We start from the raw sequence: 16,730 nt of genomic DNA, 5'->3' as shown, positions 1-16,730 counted from the left end.
TGTCGTGTGTGTGACAAAAATTAAGTAATGAAATGGCTAAGATTGCGAAGAAACTAACAGATTTAGTGGGGAATACTCCTCTGATGGAGCTTTCCGGTTATTGTGGTAAGTATGGTCTGGAACAAAATATTATTGCCAAACTGGAGGCCTTTAATCCGGCGGGAAGTGTGAAAGACAGGGTGGCTCTTTCGATGATTGAAGATGCGGAGGCACGTGGGGTATTGAAGCCCGGCGCAACGATAATCGAACCGACAAGCGGAAATACAGGTGTCGGACTGGCAATGGTCGCTACCATCAAAGGATATCACCTGATATTGACAATGCCTGAGACGATGAGTCTGGAACGGCGTAACCTGTTGAAAGCACTCGGTGCGGAAATCGTTCTGACAGACGGCTTGGGCGGAATGGCGGCTTCCATTGCAAAGGCTGAGGAATTGCGAGACAGTATTCCCGGTTCGGTGATTCTGCAACAATTTGAGAATCCAGCCAATGCGGCGGCGCATGAGCGTACGACAGGAGAAGAAATCTGGCGGGATACAGATGGTGAAGTAGACGTTTTTGTTGCCGGAGTCGGCACCGGAGGAACGGTTTGCGGTGTAGCCCGTGCTTTAAAGAAACATAATCCCGATATTTATATCGTAGCGGTAGAACCGGCTGCGTCTCCTGTATTGGAAGGTGGACAGGCGGCTCCACACCGTATTCAGGGAATCGGAGCCAATTTTATTCCTAAACTTTATGATGCTTCTATGATAGACGAAGTTATCGGTGTGCCTGATGATGAAGCGATTCGTGCAGGACGTGAGCTATCGGCAACGGAAGGCTTGTTGACCGGAATTTCTTCGGGAGCAGCTGTGTATGCAGCCCGTCAACTAGCACAGCGTCCGGAATTTAAAAACAAAAAGATAGTGGCGTTGTTACCTGATACGGGAGAGCGTTATTTGTCAACGGAATTGTTTGCATTTGACGCATATCCGTTGGACTGATTTTGATTTATAAATACTAAAAAGACTTGAACCATGGTAAGAACGATTATTGCTTTATTTTTCTGTTTCCCGGTTGCCTTGTATGCGCAAACTTATCAGCAATTGTCCGAAAGGGCTATTGACTGTATCGAAAAAGACAGTCTTCCACAAGCGGAAGAACTTTTGCTTCGTGCTTTGAAACTGGAACCGAAAAATGCGAAGAATGCGTTGCTCTTTTCCAATCTGGGATTGGTACAACGTCGTTTGGGAGAGTTTGATAAGGCACTCGAATCTTATTCTTTTGCCTTGAACTTTGCTCCATTGGCAGTTCCTATTTTGTTGGACCGTGCCGCCATCTATATGGAAATGGGAAAGACAGATCGCGCTTATACTGATTATTGCCAGGTGCTTGACGGGGATAAGCAAAATAAGGAAGCCTTATTGATGCGTGCGTATATTTATGTACTCCGCAGGGATTATCCGGCTGCCCGTATTGATTATAATCGTTTATTGGAACTTGACCCGCAGAGTTATAGCGGTCGGCTGGGATTGGCTACGCTGGAACAGAAAGAAGGAAAGTTCCGTGAAGCTCTTGCCATTCTGAATAAGATGATTGTGGAATATCCTGAGGATGCGACACTGTATATAGCCCGTGCCGATGTGGAGCGTGACATGAAACATGAAGATTTGGCACTGGTTGATTTGGAGGAAGCGATCCGGTTGGATGCCTCGTCGGCTGATGCTTATTTGTTGCGTGGAAATATCTATCTGGTACAGAAAAAAAAGGCATTGGCAAAATCGGACTTTGAGAAAGCCATTTCGCTGGGAGTACCTCCTGCCGATTTACACGAGCAGTTGAAACAATGTAGATAACCATTTCAATACTTATTCCCTGTCATCGTGTGATTGGCGGTAACTGTGCTTTGACCGGTTATGCGGGTAGGCTGCCGACAAAAAAGGCTTTACTGGATTTGGAGTCGGATGTCAGGTGAACTGCCGGATTAGGTTGACGAAATCTTTACCATACTTTTTCTTCTTATATTCTCCGATACCGCTGATAGATCCGAAATCTTCAATGGTGGTAGGTCGTGAAATGCTGAGCAGATGTAATACTTTGTCCGACAATACAATATAGGCGGGCAGACCTTCCTGGTCAGCTAATTGTTTTCTTAATCCGCGCAGTGCTTCGAATAAATCTTCGCTTTCGCCGCCTGCCAGGCCGAAAGGAAGTTCTTTGGTTACCACTACTTTCTTCTTTTTCCCTTTTCGTGTAGCGGTCTCTTCGTGACGGATAACTGCCAATGTGGCTTTTGCTCTCCCAAAAAGAATGTCACTTCCGCTGGGCGTGATTTTCAGATGGTTGTTCTCGTTATAAGCTATTTCAAAATAGCCGAGTTGCAACATCTGGAGAAGGTAATCTTGCCAATCGCGAGGGGGAATATCACGCCCGACACCGAATGTCTTGAGTTCTTGGTACCCTTTCGCTGTCACCTCTGCCGAATAGCTTCCCCGCAGAATGTCGATCAGAAGCCCTGTCCCGATCTGTTGTTCCGCACGTGCAATGGCGCTTAGTGCTTTTTGTACAATGACTGTCCCATCAAAACGCTGGGGGGGATTCTTGCAGACATCACAATTTCCGCAGTCCTCTGTGGCTGTCTCTCCGAAATAGCTCAATAAGATGCGTCTCCGGCAGATGTCAGCTTCCGCATATTGTTGCATTCGTTGAAGTTTCTCGAGATTGATCTTTTGTTGGCTACTTTCCGATGCAAATTTGGTCAGTAGTATCAGGTCGCCTAATGAATAAAACAATACAGTATCGCTGGGCAGGCCATCCCGTCCGGCACGTCCGATTTCCTGATAAAAGCTTTCTATACTTTTGGGCAGATTATAGTGAATCACCCAGCGTACATTCGATTTGTCGATTCCCATACCGAAAGCGATGGTGGCACACACTACCTGAATGCGGTCGTTGATGAAATCATTTTGTGTCTCGTCACGTTGCTGTGCGGATAAACCGGCATGATAGACCCCACAACGGATACCTTGCTTTAGCAGCGTTTGGGCTACAGTTTCTGTCTTGTTGCGGCTCATGCAGTAGATAATTCCGCTTTCTTTTCCATGGCGTTGGATGAATTCTATGATGGCTTTATTTTTTTCTTTCGTCTGAAATCCCCGTTTGACTGTCAGGCTGATGTTGGGGCGGTCGAAAGAAGAAATAAACGTACGCGGTCGGATAAGATGTAGCTGACGGATGATATCTTCGCGGGTGATTTTATCCGCAGTGGCAGTTAAAGCGATGATGGGCACTTGTGGGAATTGTTGATGGAGGACTCCCATCTGTGTATACTCCGGACGAAAATCGTGTCCCCATTGAGAGATACAATGAGCTTCGTCTATGGCAAATAGAGAAATGTTCATATCCCGTAGCAGGTAGTCTTTTTCCGCCAACAACTTTTCAGGAGAAATATAAAGCAGTTTCAGCTTCCCCGCAACGCAGGAACGCCGTAAATTGGCATTTTCCGTTTCGTCATTACTGCTATTCAGAGCTCCGGCGGCAATGCCGTTTGCCTGTAACGCTTCCACCTGATCTTTCATGAGTGAGATAAGCGGAGAAACCACGATAGCAGTACCTTCGCTGAGCAAAGCGGGCAATTGATAACAGATGGATTTTCCTCCACCTGTGGGCATTAGAACCAGTGCATCCTGTTTATCTAGAATATGCCGGATGATTTCTTCTTGTAGCGGACGGAAACTGTCGTATCCGAAATATGTTTTTAGAGTATCTCTCATTGGACGTTAATTTAAACTTGCTGCAAAGGTACGTTTTTATTCGTCAATTATGATAATGAGTGATTTCTGTTTCCGATATGAAATATAAAAAGGTTAAAGTTTCTTATTATTCGAGCTTAATCCCTCTTTTTCAAGGTCTTTGATTGTTTATTCAGAAAAAAACGCACAAAATAATTGTGTGTTTAAAAAAAAAGTAAGACATTTGTAACATGTAACGTTGCAAGTATGCAACCTACTAACAAATGAACAAACCCTAACCAGTTAATTCAATGAGTGATTTAGAGAACAAAACATCGGAAGAAACTCCGAAAAAACGCCCTTACAATTTGAGGGAGAAGAAAGAAAAGAAGGCTGCATATAGGTCGTTAATTAGACCGGAATTGGCAGATGAGTTGTATGACAAGATCTTGAATATCATAGTCGTACAGAAAAAGTACAAGGATCCTGATTATTCAGCAAAAGACTTGGCGAAAGAATTGAAGACGAATACTCGTTACCTTTCTGCAGTAGTGAACTCGCGTTTCGGTATGAATTATTCTTGTTTGTTGAATGAATACAGAGTGAAAGATGCTTTGCATTTATTGACTGACAAACGTTATGCTGACAAGAATGTGGAAGAAATTAGTGCCATGGTTGGTTTCGCAAATCGTCAATCTTTTTATGCCGCATTTTACAAGAATATAGGTGAGACTCCTAACGGATACCGCAAGAAACATTTGGAAAGCAAAAAGTAATAGCGTGTTCCGGAATTAGCCAAAAGGAATTACCTCTAAATGAAAATGTTTGGAGATAATTCCTTTTCTCATTTTAATTGATCAACACTAGCATTATGAAGAAACATCTTATTTCAATGACTATTGCCGCCACGCTTTTGACGTCGTGCGGAGGAAGTAAAACAACAACTGCTGATGCAGAAAAATTTGATTACACAGTGGAACAATTTGCTGATTTACAGATTTTGCGTTACAAGGTTCCCGGATTCGAGGAACTGACGCTGAAACAGAAAGAACTGATTTATTACCTGACACAGGCTGCTTTGGAAGGAAGGGATATTCTGTTCGACCAGAATGGAAAATACAATTTGAGAATCCGTCGGATGCTCGAAGCGGTATATACGAATTATCAGGGGGATAAGACAACTTCTGATTTCAAGAACATGGAGATTTACTTGAAAAGAGTATGGTTCTCCAATGGTATTCATCATCATTATGGCTCGGAGAAATTTGTACCGAATTTCTCACAGGACTTTTTGAAACAAGCTGTGCTTGCCCTCGACGCCAAGCAGCTTCCGCTTGCAGAGGGGCAGACTGCCGAACAGCTTTGTGATGAGTTGTTCCCCGTGATCTTTGATCCGGCTATTATGCCGAAACGGGTGAATCAGGCGGATGGTGAGGATCTTGTGCTGACTTCGGCTTGTAACTATTACGATGGGGTGACGCAACAGGAAGCGGAGGCTTTCTACGGAGCGATGAAGGATCCGAAAGATGAGACTCCCATTTCTTATGGCTTGAATAGCCGTCTGGTAAAAGAGAATGGAAAGTTGCAGGAGAAAGTATGGAAAGTCGGCGGGCTTTATACACAGGCTATTGAGAAGATTGTGTATTGGCTGAAGAAAGCGGAAGCGGTGGCTGAGAATGATGCACAGAAAGCTGTGATTGCCCAACTGATTCAGTTCTATGAGACCGGTAGCCTGAAAGATTTTGATGAATATGCTATTCTTTGGGTGAAAGACCTTGACTCGCGAATTGATTTTGTGAATGGATTTACAGAAAGTTATGGAGATCCGCTAGGCATGAAAGCGAGCTGGGAATCTTTGGTCAACTTCAAAGACCTGGAAGCTACTCGCCGTACGGAAATTATCAGCAGCAATGCTCAATGGTTCGAGGATCATTCTCCGGTGGACAAGTCTTTCAAGAAAGATGAAGTGAAGGGTGTGTCGGCTAAGGTGATTACCGCCGCTATCCTTGCCGGTGATCTCTATCCGTCAACTGCTATCGGTATCAATCTTCCGAATGCTAACTGGATTCGTGCGCATCACGGTTCTAAATCGGTGACTATCGGTAACATTACGGACGCTTACAATAAGGCGGCTCATGGAAACGGGTTTAATGAGGAATTCGTTTATAGCGATACGGAAAGACAGTTGATCGACGCTTATTCCGATCTGACGGACGAACTTCACACGGATTTGCATGAGTGTCTGGGACATGGTTCCGGGAAGTTGCTTCCGGGAGTAGATCCTGATGCGTTGAAGGCTTACGGCTCTACGATTGAGGAAGCCCGTGCCGACTTGTTCGGATTGTACTATGTGGCTGATTCGAAATTGCTGGAACTGAAACTTCTTTCCTCTCCGGAAGCTTATAAAGCTCAATATTACACGTATCTGATGAATGGTCTGATGACTCAGTTGGTACGTATCGAACCGGGAAACAATGTGGAGGAAGCTCACATGCGTAACCGTCAGTTAATAGCCCGTTGGGTCTATGAGAAAGGAGCTGCCGATAAAGTCGTGGAATTGGTGAAGAAGGATGGAAAGACGTATGTGGTCATCAACGATTATCCGAAGGTACGCGAACTTTTCGGTGAGTTATTGGCTGAGATCCAACGTATCAAGTCGACCGGTGATTTTGAAGGTGCCCGTTCATTGGTAGAGAATTATGCGGTGAAAGTAGATCCGACTCTGCATGCTGAGATACTGGAACGCTATAAGAAGTTGAATCTGGCTCCTTACAAAGGCTTTGTGAATCCTAAATATGAACTGGTGACGGATGAAAACGGTAACATTACGGATGTCACCGTATCATACGACGAAGGTTATGCAGAACAGATGTTACGTTACAGCACCGAAAACTCTCCGTTGCCTTCGGTAAACAACTAATCTGAAATGGATATTAAAGAACAACTGAAAGATATCAAGACACAGCTCCGTCTCTCAATGAACGGGGCTGTGTCCCAAAGTATGCGTGAAAAGGGGTTGGTATACAAATTGAATTTTGGTGTCGAACTGCCCCGTATCAAAATGATCGCAGGGAATTACGAGAAGAATCACGACTTGGCGCAGGCTTTGTGGAAAGAGGATATCCGCGAATGTAAAATATTGGCCGGACTGTTGCAGCCGATTGATACTTTTTATCCTGAAATAGCCGATATTTGGGTAGAGGATATCCGGAATATAGAGATTGCGGAACTGACGTGTATGAATCTTTTTCAGAATCTGCCGTATGCCCCTGCCAAGTCTTTCCACTGGATAGCCGATGAACGGGAATATATACAGACTTGTGGGTTCCTGACTGCTGCCCGGCTTCTGATGAAAAAGGGAGATATGACTGAACGGGCTGCCGGTGAGTTGCTTGACCAGGCTATTTGCGCCGTTCACTCCGAAAGTTATCATGTACGCAATGCTGCTTTGCTGGTGATTCGTAAATATATGCAGCACAACGAAGAGAATGCTTTCCGGGTATGTCGGTTGGTAGAAGGAATGGCCGATTCCAATATGGAAGGAGAGCAAATGCTTTATAATATGGTAAAGGCGGAGATGGAATAATAAGCCTGTGTACTTTTAATTGGTATATTGGCATAGGAGCAAATTGATAATTTATTAAAATCCTTTTGCGTTCCGCAAAAAAGGCTTAACTTTGTTCGCGCTAATTTTGGCTGATGATGGAAACTCAAAACGTGAAAGATACAGTAAGGCAGATATTCACTGAATATCTCACTGCGAACGGGCATCGTAAGACTCCTGAACGCTACGCCATACTCGATACAATTTATTCTATCGACGGTCATTTCGATATCGACATGCTTTATTCACGAATGATGGATCAGGAGAATTTCCGGGTGAGTCGGGCTACTCTTTACAATACCATTATTCTTCTTATCAATGCACGGCTGGTCATTAAGCATCAGTTCGGTACTTCTTCCCAATACGAAAAATCATACAATCGTGAAACGCATCATCACCAGATATGTACGCAATGCGGTAAAGTGACTGAGTTTCAGAATGAGGAATTGCAGCATGTCATTGAAAATACGAAATTAAGCCGCTTCCAGCTTTCGCATTATTCCTTATATATATATGGGATATGCAGCAAGTGCGACAGAGCCAACAAACGGAAAAAAGTCAATAACAACAATAAAAAAGAAAGATGAAAGTAGATGTTCTATTAGGATTACAATGGGGCGACGAAGGTAAAGGAAAAGTAGTCGACGTTTTAACACCTAAGTACGATGTGGTTGCTCGTTTTCAGGGCGGCCCGAATGCCGGTCACACACTTGAGTTTGAAGGACAGAAGTATGTACTTCGCTCTATTCCTTCCGGTATTTTTCAGGGAAATAAGGTAAACATCATCGGCAATGGTGTGGTACTTGACCCGGCGCTGTTCAAGGCAGAGGCTGAGGCTCTTGAAGCATCCGGTCATCCGTTGAAAGAACGTTTGCATATTTCAAAGAAGGCTCACTTGATTCTTCCGACACATCGTATCCTTGACGCTGCCTATGAAGCTGCCAAAGGGGATGCCAAAGTAGGAACTACCGGTAAGGGTATTGGTCCTACATATACAGATAAAGTTAGTCGTAACGGTGTTCGTGTTGGAGATATCCTTCATAATTTCGAACAGAAATATGCCGCAGCGAAAGCCCGTCACGAACAGATTCTGAAAAGTCTGAATTATGAATATGACTTGACGGAGCTGGAAAAGGCTTGGCTGGAAGGTATTGAATATCTGAAACAATTCCATTTCGTAGATAGTGAACATGAAATAAACAATTTGTTGAAGGATGGTAAGAGCGTACTTTGTGAAGGTGCCCAAGGTACTATGCTTGACATTGACTTCGGTTCATATCCGTTCGTAACTTCTTCTAATACGGTTTGTGCAGGTGCTTGTACAGGCTTGGGCGTAGCTCCTAACCGTATCGGGGAGGTATATGGTATCTTCAAAGCATATTGTACACGTGTAGGTGCAGGTCCGTTCCCTTCGGAGTTGTTTGATGAGACAGGCGACAAGATTGGCGCATTGGGACATGAGTTTGGTGCTGTGACCGGCCGTAAGCGTCGTTGCGGATGGATTGACTTGGTAGCATTAAAATATTCTGTAATGGTAAACGGAGTTACTAAGTTGATTATGATGAAGAGCGATGTGCTTGATACTTTCGATACCATCAAGGCTTGTGTAGCTTACAAGGTAAATGGTGAGGAAATCGACTATTTCCCGTACGATATCACAGAAGGCGTGGAACCTGTATATGCAGAACTTCCCGGTTGGAAGACAGATATGACTAAGATGCAGAGCGAAGATGAGTTCCCGGAAGAATTCAATGCTTATTTGACTTTCCTAGAGGAGCAGTTGGGGGTACAAATCAAGATTGTATCTGTAGGACCGGACAGAGCACAAACTATCGAACGCTATACTGAAGAATAATAATTGACTAATTTTTAGCTAATTCTTCATAAAAGCAAGGGGAAACTATTCTGACATTGATAGTTTCCCCTTATTTTTGGCAAACAATTTGTATATGGAGATATAGAGTAATAATTAAAATGAAATGAATATGTCTTATTGGGTATTATTTATAGGAATAGCCGTAGTAAGTTGGCTGGTACAAATGAATTTGCAGAGCAAATTCAAAAAGTATTCTAAGATTCCTACAGGAAATGGAATGACAGGACGCGACGTAGCTATCAAGATGTTGCATGACAATGGAATTTATGATGTACAGGTGACGCATACGCCGGGTCAGTTGACCGATCACTATAATCCGACTAACAAAACGGTGAATCTGAGTGAAGGAGTGTACGAAAGTAATAGTATAATGGCGGCTGCCGTAGCGGCTCATGAATGTGGTCATGCCGTGCAGCATGCGCGTATGTATGCTCCTTTGAAGATGCGTAGTGCGTTGGTTCCGGTAGTTAATTTTGCCTCTTCCATTATGACATGGGTATTGCTGGGTGGTATCTTGTTGGTGAACACATTTCCGCAGTTATTGCTGGCAGGTATTATTTTGTTTGCCATGACTACATTGTTCAGTTTTATCACGTTGCCAGTGGAAATCAATGCAAGTAAACGTGCATTGGTATGGTTGAGTTCATCCGGCATTACTAACTCGTACAATCATGCACAAGCTGAAGATGCTCTTCGTTCTGCTGCTTATACCTATGTAGTTGCTGCATTGAGTTCATTGGCTACGTTGGTTTACTATATCATGATTTTCATGGGTAGAAGAGACTAAGTCTTTCCGAAGACTATGGAGGATTTTTTCATATATATGTAAGCATTGCTCGGAAATTTGCAGTAAATTTGCGCAATTAAAATTATAAACAGCAATATCATGGCAGCAAAACCAAGTATTCCTAAAGGAACTCGTGACTTCTCGCCGGTAGAAATGGCGAAGCGTAATTATATATTCAATACAATTCGTGACGTATACCATCTGTATGGTTTTCAGCAGATAGAAACTCCTGCGATGGAGATGCTTTCTACGTTGATGGGAAAGTACGGTGACGAAGGTGATAAACTCCTTTTTAAGATTCAGAATTCGGGTGATTACTTCTCAGGAATCACAGACGAAGAATTATTGAGCCGTAATGCTGCTAAGCTGGCAAGTAAGTTCTGTGAGAAAGGATTGCGTTATGACTTGACAGTACCTTTTGCGCGTTATGTAGTGATGCACCGTGACGAAATCACTTTCCCTTTCAAGCGTTATCAGATACAGCCGGTATGGCGTGCCGACCGTCCGCAGAAAGGACGTTATCGCGAGTTTTATCAGTGTGATGCAGACGTGGTGGGAAGTGATTCCTTGCTGAACGAAGTCGAATTGATGCAGATTGTCGATACTGTATTCAGCCGTTTCAACATCCGTGTGTGCATTAAAATCAATAATCGCAAGATTCTTTCCGGTATTGCCGAGATTATCGGTGAATCGGATAAGATTGTCGATATCACTGTTGCCATAGATAAGTTGGATAAAATCGGTTTGGACAATGTAAATGCCGAACTGAAAGAGAAAGGTATCAGTGATGAGGCTATTGCCAAGCTACAACCGATCATTCTCCTTAGCGGAACGAATGCGGAAAAGTTGGCGACGCTGAAAAATGTGTTGGCTGCCAGCGAAGTAGGATTGAAAGGGGTAGAAGAGAGCGAATTTATTCTGAATACTTTAGAGACAATGGGATTGAAGAATGAAATCGAACTCGACCTGACATTAGCTCGCGGACTGAATTATTATACCGGTGCTATTTTTGAAGTAAAAGCATTGGATGTGCAGATCGGCAGTATCACAGGTGGTGGTCGCTATGACAACTTGACCGGTGTATTCGGCATGGCAGGAGTATCAGGTGTCGGTATTTCCTTTGGTGCAGACCGTATCTTTGATGTGCTGAACCAACTCGACCTTTATCCTAAAGAAGCTGTGAATGGAACCGAACTTCTGTTTATTAACTTTGGTGAGAAGGAAGCCGCGTTCTCTATGGGCATTTTATCGAAAGTACGTGCTGCAGGTATCCGTGCGGAGATTTTCCCCGATACGGCTAAGATGAAGAAGCAGATGAGCTATGCCAATGCAAAGAATATTCCGTTTGTAGCTATTGTCGGTGAGAATGAAATGAACGAAGGCAAAGCAATGCTGAAGAATATGGAGACAGGAGAACAGAATCTTGTTTCGGCGGAAGAATTGATTGCTGCTATAAGATAAGAGATAGTAGGAATATAAAAAAAATAAGGTGTCGTTGACTTCACAATCAGCGACACCTTATTTTTTCTTTCCGTGTGTACTGTTTAATATTCTATTTGGTCAAGTATTCCGTTGAGGTAGGCGATAGCCACTCCATAATTTGTCATGGGGATGTGCTGCTCCCGTGCACGTTCGATGCGGCTTAGCACATATTTGCGGTTGAACATACATGCTCCGCAATGGATAATCAAGTCGTAAGGCATGAGATCCTGAGGAAAATCCGTTCCGCCTACAATGTCGATTTGTAACTTTTTGCCAATTCGTTTGCGTAATAGGCGGGGAAGTTTCACTCTTCCTATATCTTCGGTAAGGGGAGCATGGGTACAAGCCTCCGCAATCAATACGCGTGAATCCTCCGTCAGGCTTTCAATGACGGCAGCGCTTTCTACATAGTAATGAATGTCTCCCTTATAACCGGCAAAAAGTACCGAAAAAGAGGTCAGTTTGCTTTCTTCCGGTTTCTGTTCATAAACAGCTTTGAAAACTTGCGAGTCGGTGATGATTAGTTTTGGAGGACGGGCGAGAGCTTGTAATGTCTCTGTCAACTTGTCGGTAGTGCAACTCACAACAAGGCATTTCTTGTCTAGCAATTCACGGATTGTCTGCACTTGCGGCAGGATAAGTCTGCCTTTGGGAGCTTGGATATCCTGCGGCATGACGAGAAGAACAAGATCATTCTCTGCGGTAAGCTCTCCGGTAATGCTTTGCTGACCGAAATCCGAAGGCAGTTTTTCAAGAATTGCCTGCCGGATTTGCTCGATTCCTATCTCTTCTTTTGCACTGACGAGCAATGGACGTATTTTACATTCTTTCTCAATGTATGTAGCTAAGCTATCACTGTTCTCTCTTATATCTATTTTATTCAATACTGGAATGACAGGGATATTCTTCTCTTTCAATAGTGCTAGCATCTCTTTTTCATGAGAAAAGGTAGTATCCCCACATAGCAGCAATGCAATATCCGTTTTCTCAATAGCTTTTAAAGTCCGGCTGACACGCAGCTCTCCCAGCTCTCCCTCATCATCGAACCCCGGAGTATCTATAAACAAACACGGACCAATACCTTGCATTTCCATAGCTTTGGATACAAGATCGGTAGTCGTTCCCGGAGTATCTGAAACGAGGGCGGTATCCTGTCCCGTCAATGCATTGACAAGAGAAGATTTACCACTGTTCCGTCTGCCGAAAAGGGCTATATGAAGTCTGTTGGCATTTGGAGTATTTGTCAGGCTCATAAGCGAAAATCTCTTTTACCGTTGGAAATTTCTTTTAAGTTACGGATAGCTATTTCTCTGATTTTGGGATTGGGAATTCGTTCCGTTTCTTTGGAAATCAGCTCCAATCCTTTCCGATGGGTATCTTCGGAGGCATAGTCTTCCAGATACTCTTTCAAGGTCATCAGAGCGTTCGGCCCGCAGCAATTTGCTATCTGACCGGATTTGACTAATGACATGAAGCGGTCTCCCATCCGTCCTTCCCGGTAGCAGGCAGTGCAAAAACTAGGAATATAGCCTAGTTCGAGTAGCCAGTTGACCACTTCGTCCAATGTCCGTGTATCGCTGACATCAAATTGAGCGGAGTTGTTTTCGGGTAATTCTGTTTCGGCATAACCGCCTACACTGGTACGTGAGCCGCCACTGATTTGCGAGATACCCAGTTCGAGAACTTTTTTACGGGATTCCTGTGATTCACGGGTGGAAATAATCATTCCCGTATAAGGAACGGCAATCCGAATCACAGCCACAATCTTGCTGAATATTTCATCTGAGATGGCATTGGGAAAGTCTCTGGCGTCAATATCATCTGCCGAACAGATTCGGGGGACGCTGATGGTATGTGGTCCTACACCGAACTTAGCTTCCAGATGTTCGGTATGCATTAACAATCCTACAAAATCATACCGATAAGTATTCAGACCGAAAAGAACTCCAATCCCCACATCATCAATACCTCCTTCCATTGCACGGTCCATTGCTTCCGTATGGTAAGCATAGTTACTTTTCGGTCCGGTAGGGTGGAGGGTTTCGTAGTTTTCCTTGTGATAAGTTTCCTGAAATAGAATGTAGGTACCGATACCCGCTTCTTTCAGTTTACGGTAATTTTCTACCGTAGTAGCAGCGATGTTGACATTCACCCGGCGGATGGCACCGTTCTTATGCTGAATGCTATAAATTGTCTTTATGGACTCCAGGATATATTCTATCGGATTCAGTGATGGATGTTCTCCGGCTTCAAGAGCAAGACGCTTGTGTCCCATGTCCTGTAAGGCGATCACTTCCCGGCGAATCTCTTCCTGTGTCAGTTTCTTGCGGGCAATTGTCTTGTTCTTGGCGTGATACGGGCAATATGTACAACCGTTTACGCAATAGTTCGACAGATAGAGCGGTGCAAACATCACGATGCGGTTACCATAGAATTTTTGCTTGATTTCTTTAGCAAGATGAAATATGCGTTCTATAAGGTCGGGCTGGTTGCATTCCAGCAACAGGGCTGCTTCGCGATGGCTCAATCCTTTACAATGGGAGGCCTTTTCAATCAGCTGCTCGATAAGTGCACGGTTGTCTTTATTGTTTTTAGCGTATTCCAGCGTATCCAGAATTTCTTCGTGGTGGATAAACTCTTCTGCTTTTGATGAATCTTTTTGGTATATCATATATTTTCTCTTTTTTCATTTTCACCACAGATTACACGGATTTTCACAGATTTATTCCGGTTCATTCTTAATCTGTGAAAATCCGTGTAATCTGTGGTGTACTGTATAAAGTCCCCTCTTTCGGTGGAAATCTCGTAGCCGATGGCATTCAGTTGTTTTTGTAGGGCAATCAAGCCTTCGGCAGATTCCGCTCCGAGTGAAGCTTTGTCATTATATAACTCATATTTCTTCCGTTCCTCGCGCGGAGAGAGGTTAGGCATTACTACATTGGCGCCTGCCAATATTCCCCGTTCTCTTCCGTCGGAGGCAAGAGTCGCTAAAGCCGTTGTTGCCGGAATCAATGCAGATGGATGCATCAGGCGGAAGATGGATAATAGGAGAACTGTCTGTGCCACTGTTCCACTTGGGCATTGGGCAAAAGGGGTATCATGATGCGGCAGGAAAGGACCTATGCCGATCATTTCCGGACGGAGCCGTTCTATAAATAAGATATCTTCGATAATATCTTCCACTGTCTGTCCGGGACTGCCGACCATAATTCCGGTTCCTGTCTGGTAACCGATGTCTTTTAAATCTTGCAGACATTGCAAACGCCGCTTGCCGGACATCTCCGCCGGATGCAGTTGTTGGTAGTGTGCCTCGTTGTAAGTTTCGTGGCGTAGCAGATAACGGTTGGCGCCTGCTTTAAAAAAACGTTCATACGTATTGCGGGACTTCTCTCCGAGTGATAATGTAATGGCACAGTCCGGGTATTCTTGCCGGATGTTTGTGACTATCCTCTCTATCTTATCATCCGTCAGGACGGGATCTTCTCCACCTTGCAGGACGAAAGTACGGAAACCTGACTCATATCCCTGTTTGCAACAGTCCAATATGCTTTCCTGCGTCAGCCGATAACGCTCGATGTTTGGATTACCTTTACGAATGCCGCAGTAATAGCAGTTGTTCCGGCAGCAATTACTGATTTCAATCAGTCCACGGATATAAATCTTGTTTCCAAAATGAAGGAGACTGACTTCCTGCGCCTGTTTGTTGATGTAACGCAGCAGCTCTGCGTCACATTCAGTCAACAGTTGCCGGAACTCTTCCGGTCGGAGTGTTCTTTCCCACCGTAGCCTATCGATCCATTGTTTCATAGCTCTCTTTGCGTTTGAGAAGCTCTTGTACCAGTTGGCGACGTCCTGAAACAATATCGTTATGCGTACTTGGACCGGTGATACATCCGCCTTCGCAAGCCATCACTTCGATGAATTGTCCGGCAGCTTTTCCCGTCTTGGCGCAAGCGCGTAACAGAGCGATATTCTTCTTATTGATGTCCGATACCTGTATCGCGTTGATTTTCTCCGCTTCTTCTTTCAAGTAAGCCTTGACAGCCCCCATCACGCCGCCTGCCTGGGCAAACCCGTGTGCTTCGCGGACGGAAGTGTGCAAAATGGAAAATTCCTGCATTTGTTCCAGTTGGATATCGAATCCATCAAGAATAGAACCTATTTCCTCAAATGTCAGAATGTAGTCTACCGCTTCGTCGCGTCGGACTTCTTTACGCTTGGCTATACAGGGGCCGACGAATACGATTTTTGCGTCCGGGTGTTTTTCTTTGGCGATCCGTGCGGCATAATACATGGGTGAACCGGTGGAAGATACGTATGGCTTCATTCCCGGAATATGTTTTTCGACTAACTCTATGTAGGAAGGGCAACAAGAAGTGGTCATGAATTTCTGTCCCTCTTCCAACTTCTCCAATAACTCGTGAGCTTCGTTGCTGGTAGTCTGCATGGCACCTTCAGCAACCTCAATGACATCAGCGAATCCTATTTCCTTAAATGCTCCATATACCTTTTCTATGGTTGTGTTGAACTGCCCGAGAATGGACGGTGCAACGATGGCAACCAGCTTTTCTCCTTTACGGATATGCTGCAGGACATCGAATGTCTGTGAAATCTCAAAGATTGCACCAAATGGACAAGCGTTCAGGCACTTACCGCAATAGATACATTTACTTTCATCGATATGCTCTATGCCATGTTCGTCTTTGCTGATCGCTTTTACCGGACAAGACTCCTCACATGGCACGGGGATATACACAATGGCATGATAAGGACAACTCTTATGGCAAATACCGCAACTGACGCAAGTGTCATGGTCAATCATCGCCTGACCGTTCTTTTTGAAGCGTATAGCGTCTTTGGGGCAGTTCATATAGCAACTGCGGGCTACGCATCCGCGACAAAGATTGGTAATCTCATAGTTGATTTGGACACAGGAAGAACATGCTTCATCAATCACACACATGATATTTTCCTTATTCGGCTCGGGGCGGCTCAATGCCATACGCGCATAATCAGAGAGGGGAGCGACTTCATCATGTTCATCCGTCATATCCAATCCCATCAAAGGAAAAGTCTTATATCTCCATACCGCCCGTTCTTTATGTATGCAGCAACGTCCCATCGGCTTCGATCTTCGGGGGCTCAGTTCTACGGGGAGCCGGTCTATCTTTTCTATTAACTGGTCGTTTTTCCAGAGTCTTACAAGGTCTGCCAGCAATTTGTGCCGGACAATCATAATATTATTCGTAAATGCCATATTGTAATAAAAAT

General features: G+C 44.3%; 14 protein-coding genes and 1 pseudogene. 10 read left to right on the top strand and 5 right to left on the bottom strand.

The window, feature by feature from the left end; genetic code table 11:
- Positions 1 to 32: 32 nt before the first annotated feature.
- The 3 genes and pseudogenes from cysK to BACFIN_RS21435 form a co-directional block, all read left to right on the top strand.
- Positions 33 to 983: a cysteine synthase A gene (gene cysK / locus BACFIN_RS17310; protein WP_007748580.1), complete on the top strand. Its 951-nt coding sequence runs from the start codon at positions 33 to 35 to the stop codon at positions 981 to 983.
- A gap of 33 nt (positions 984 to 1,016) precedes the next feature.
- Positions 1,017 to 1,835 (top strand): tetratricopeptide repeat protein, encoded by an 819-nt coding sequence (locus BACFIN_RS17315; RefSeq protein ID WP_007748578.1) that lies wholly within the window; start codon positions 1,017 to 1,019, stop codon positions 1,833 to 1,835.
- 2 nt (positions 1,836 to 1,837) lie between these two features.
- Positions 1,838 to 1,954: pseudogene (locus BACFIN_RS21435) on the top strand (MGMT family protein); the annotation flags it as partial.
- Here BACFIN_RS21435 and recQ read toward each other — a convergent pair.
- Entirely contained in the window at positions 1,947 to 3,752 is a 1,806-nt protein-coding gene (recQ, locus tag BACFIN_RS17320; protein WP_007748576.1) for a DNA helicase RecQ, read from the bottom strand. The pseudogene BACFIN_RS21435 and the gene recQ sit on opposite strands and share 8 nt — an antisense overlap.
- Positions 3,753 to 4,021: 269 nt before the next feature.
- Here recQ and BACFIN_RS17325 point away from each other — a divergent pair, with 269 nt between their 5' ends.
- The 7 genes from BACFIN_RS17325 to hisS all read left to right on the top strand — a co-directional run bounded on the left by BACFIN_RS17325 (position 4,022) and on the right by hisS (position 11,438).
- Positions 4,022 to 4,486 (top strand): helix-turn-helix domain-containing protein, encoded by a 465-nt coding sequence (locus tag BACFIN_RS17325; RefSeq protein ID WP_007748573.1) that lies wholly within the window; start codon positions 4,022 to 4,024, stop codon positions 4,484 to 4,486.
- A gap of 95 nt (positions 4,487 to 4,581) precedes the next feature.
- A complete protein-coding gene (locus BACFIN_RS17330) occupies positions 4,582 to 6,630 on the top strand; it encodes a dipeptidyl-peptidase 3 family protein (protein WP_007748570.1) in 2,049 nt (682 codons plus the stop codon).
- Between the two features lie 6 nt (positions 6,631 to 6,636).
- On the top strand, positions 6,637 to 7,296 hold the full coding sequence (locus BACFIN_RS17335; protein ID WP_007748568.1) for a DNA alkylation repair protein: 660 nt from the start codon (positions 6,637 to 6,639) through the stop codon (positions 7,294 to 7,296).
- A gap of 116 nt (positions 7,297 to 7,412) precedes the next feature.
- The gene (locus BACFIN_RS17340) at positions 7,413 to 7,901 is read left to right on the top strand and encodes a Fur family transcriptional regulator (protein ID WP_032839131.1); all 489 of its coding nucleotides are present in this window, start codon (positions 7,413 to 7,415) and stop codon (positions 7,899 to 7,901) included.
- Positions 7,898 to 9,169, top strand: a complete 1,272-nt coding sequence (locus BACFIN_RS17345; protein WP_007748562.1) for an adenylosuccinate synthase — start codon at positions 7,898 to 7,900, stop codon at positions 9,167 to 9,169. The genes BACFIN_RS17340 and BACFIN_RS17345 overlap by 4 nt, the downstream gene beginning before the upstream one ends.
- Positions 9,170 to 9,299: 130 nt before the next feature.
- Entirely contained in the window at positions 9,300 to 9,977 is a 678-nt protein-coding gene (locus BACFIN_RS17350; protein WP_022275614.1) for a zinc metallopeptidase, read from the top strand.
- 99 nt (positions 9,978 to 10,076) lie between these two features.
- On the top strand, positions 10,077 to 11,438 hold the full coding sequence (hisS, locus tag BACFIN_RS17355) for a histidine--tRNA ligase (RefSeq protein ID WP_007748557.1): 1,362 nt from the start codon (positions 10,077 to 10,079) through the stop codon (positions 11,436 to 11,438).
- Positions 11,439 to 11,521: 83 nt separating this feature from the next.
- On the opposite strand, the gene hydF is transcribed toward hisS, so the two are convergent.
- Genes hydF through BACFIN_RS17375 form a run of 4 tightly spaced genes read right to left on the bottom strand, consistent with a single transcriptional unit; the run spans position 11,522 to position 16,716 of the window.
- Positions 11,522 to 12,712, bottom strand: a complete 1,191-nt coding sequence (hydF, locus tag BACFIN_RS17360; protein ID WP_007748552.1) for a [FeFe] hydrogenase H-cluster maturation GTPase HydF — start codon at positions 12,710 to 12,712, stop codon at positions 11,522 to 11,524.
- A complete protein-coding gene (gene hydG, locus BACFIN_RS17365; protein ID WP_007748550.1) occupies positions 12,709 to 14,130 on the bottom strand; it encodes a [FeFe] hydrogenase H-cluster radical SAM maturase HydG in 1,422 nt (473 codons plus the stop codon). Before hydG ends, hydF begins: the two co-directional genes overlap by 4 nt.
- The gene (gene hydE / locus BACFIN_RS17370; RefSeq protein ID WP_007748548.1) at positions 14,127 to 15,266 is read right to left on the bottom strand and encodes a [FeFe] hydrogenase H-cluster radical SAM maturase HydE; all 1,140 of its coding nucleotides are present in this window, start codon (positions 15,264 to 15,266) and stop codon (positions 14,127 to 14,129) included. The genes hydG and hydE overlap by 4 nt, the downstream gene beginning before the upstream one ends.
- A complete protein-coding gene (locus tag BACFIN_RS17375; protein WP_007748547.1) occupies positions 15,247 to 16,716 on the bottom strand; it encodes a 4Fe-4S dicluster domain-containing protein in 1,470 nt (489 codons plus the stop codon). The genes hydE and BACFIN_RS17375 overlap by 20 nt, the downstream gene beginning before the upstream one ends.
- Positions 16,717 to 16,730 lie beyond the last annotated feature (14 nt).

The organism is Bacteroides finegoldii DSM 17565, from assembly GCF_000156195.1.
GTDB lineage: Bacteria > Bacteroidota > Bacteroidia > Bacteroidales > Bacteroidaceae > Bacteroides > Bacteroides finegoldii.
The sequence above is the reverse complement of the archived record's forward strand: the minus strand, read 5'-3'. Positions and strand labels throughout refer to the sequence as shown.

What these genes read in the sequence shown, in the direction of transcription:
- hydF (WP_007748552.1), bottom strand. Translation starts at nt 12,712, where the DNA reads ATGAGCCTGACAAATACTCCAAATGCCAACAGACTTCATATAGCCCTT.
- cysK (WP_007748580.1), top strand. Translation starts at nt 33, where the DNA reads ATGGCTAAGATTGCGAAGAAACTAACAGATTTAGTGGGGAATACTCCT.
- recQ (WP_007748576.1), bottom strand. Translation starts at nt 3,752, where the DNA reads ATGAGAGATACTCTAAAAACATATTTCGGATACGACAGTTTCCGTCCG.
- hydE (WP_007748548.1), bottom strand. Translation starts at nt 15,266, where the DNA reads ATGAAACAATGGATCGATAGGCTACGGTGGGAAAGAACACTCCGACCG.
- BACFIN_RS17335 (WP_007748568.1), top strand. Translation starts at nt 6,637, where the DNA reads ATGGATATTAAAGAACAACTGAAAGATATCAAGACACAGCTCCGTCTC.
- BACFIN_RS17375 (WP_007748547.1), bottom strand. Translation starts at nt 16,716, where the DNA reads ATGGCATTTACGAATAATATTATGATTGTCCGGCACAAATTGCTGGCA.
- hisS (WP_007748557.1), top strand. Translation starts at nt 10,077, where the DNA reads ATGGCAGCAAAACCAAGTATTCCTAAAGGAACTCGTGACTTCTCGCCG.
- BACFIN_RS17325 (WP_007748573.1), top strand. Translation starts at nt 4,022, where the DNA reads ATGAGTGATTTAGAGAACAAAACATCGGAAGAAACTCCGAAAAAACGC.
- BACFIN_RS17345 (WP_007748562.1), top strand. Translation starts at nt 7,898, where the DNA reads ATGAAAGTAGATGTTCTATTAGGATTACAATGGGGCGACGAAGGTAAA.
- hydG (WP_007748550.1), bottom strand. Translation starts at nt 14,130, where the DNA reads ATGATATACCAAAAAGATTCATCAAAAGCAGAAGAGTTTATCCACCAC.
- BACFIN_RS17350 (WP_022275614.1), top strand. Translation starts at nt 9,300, where the DNA reads ATGTCTTATTGGGTATTATTTATAGGAATAGCCGTAGTAAGTTGGCTG.
- BACFIN_RS17340 (WP_032839131.1), top strand. Translation starts at nt 7,413, where the DNA reads ATGGAAACTCAAAACGTGAAAGATACAGTAAGGCAGATATTCACTGAA.
- BACFIN_RS17315 (WP_007748578.1), top strand. Translation starts at nt 1,017, where the DNA reads ATGGTAAGAACGATTATTGCTTTATTTTTCTGTTTCCCGGTTGCCTTG.
- BACFIN_RS17330 (WP_007748570.1), top strand. Translation starts at nt 4,582, where the DNA reads ATGAAGAAACATCTTATTTCAATGACTATTGCCGCCACGCTTTTGACG.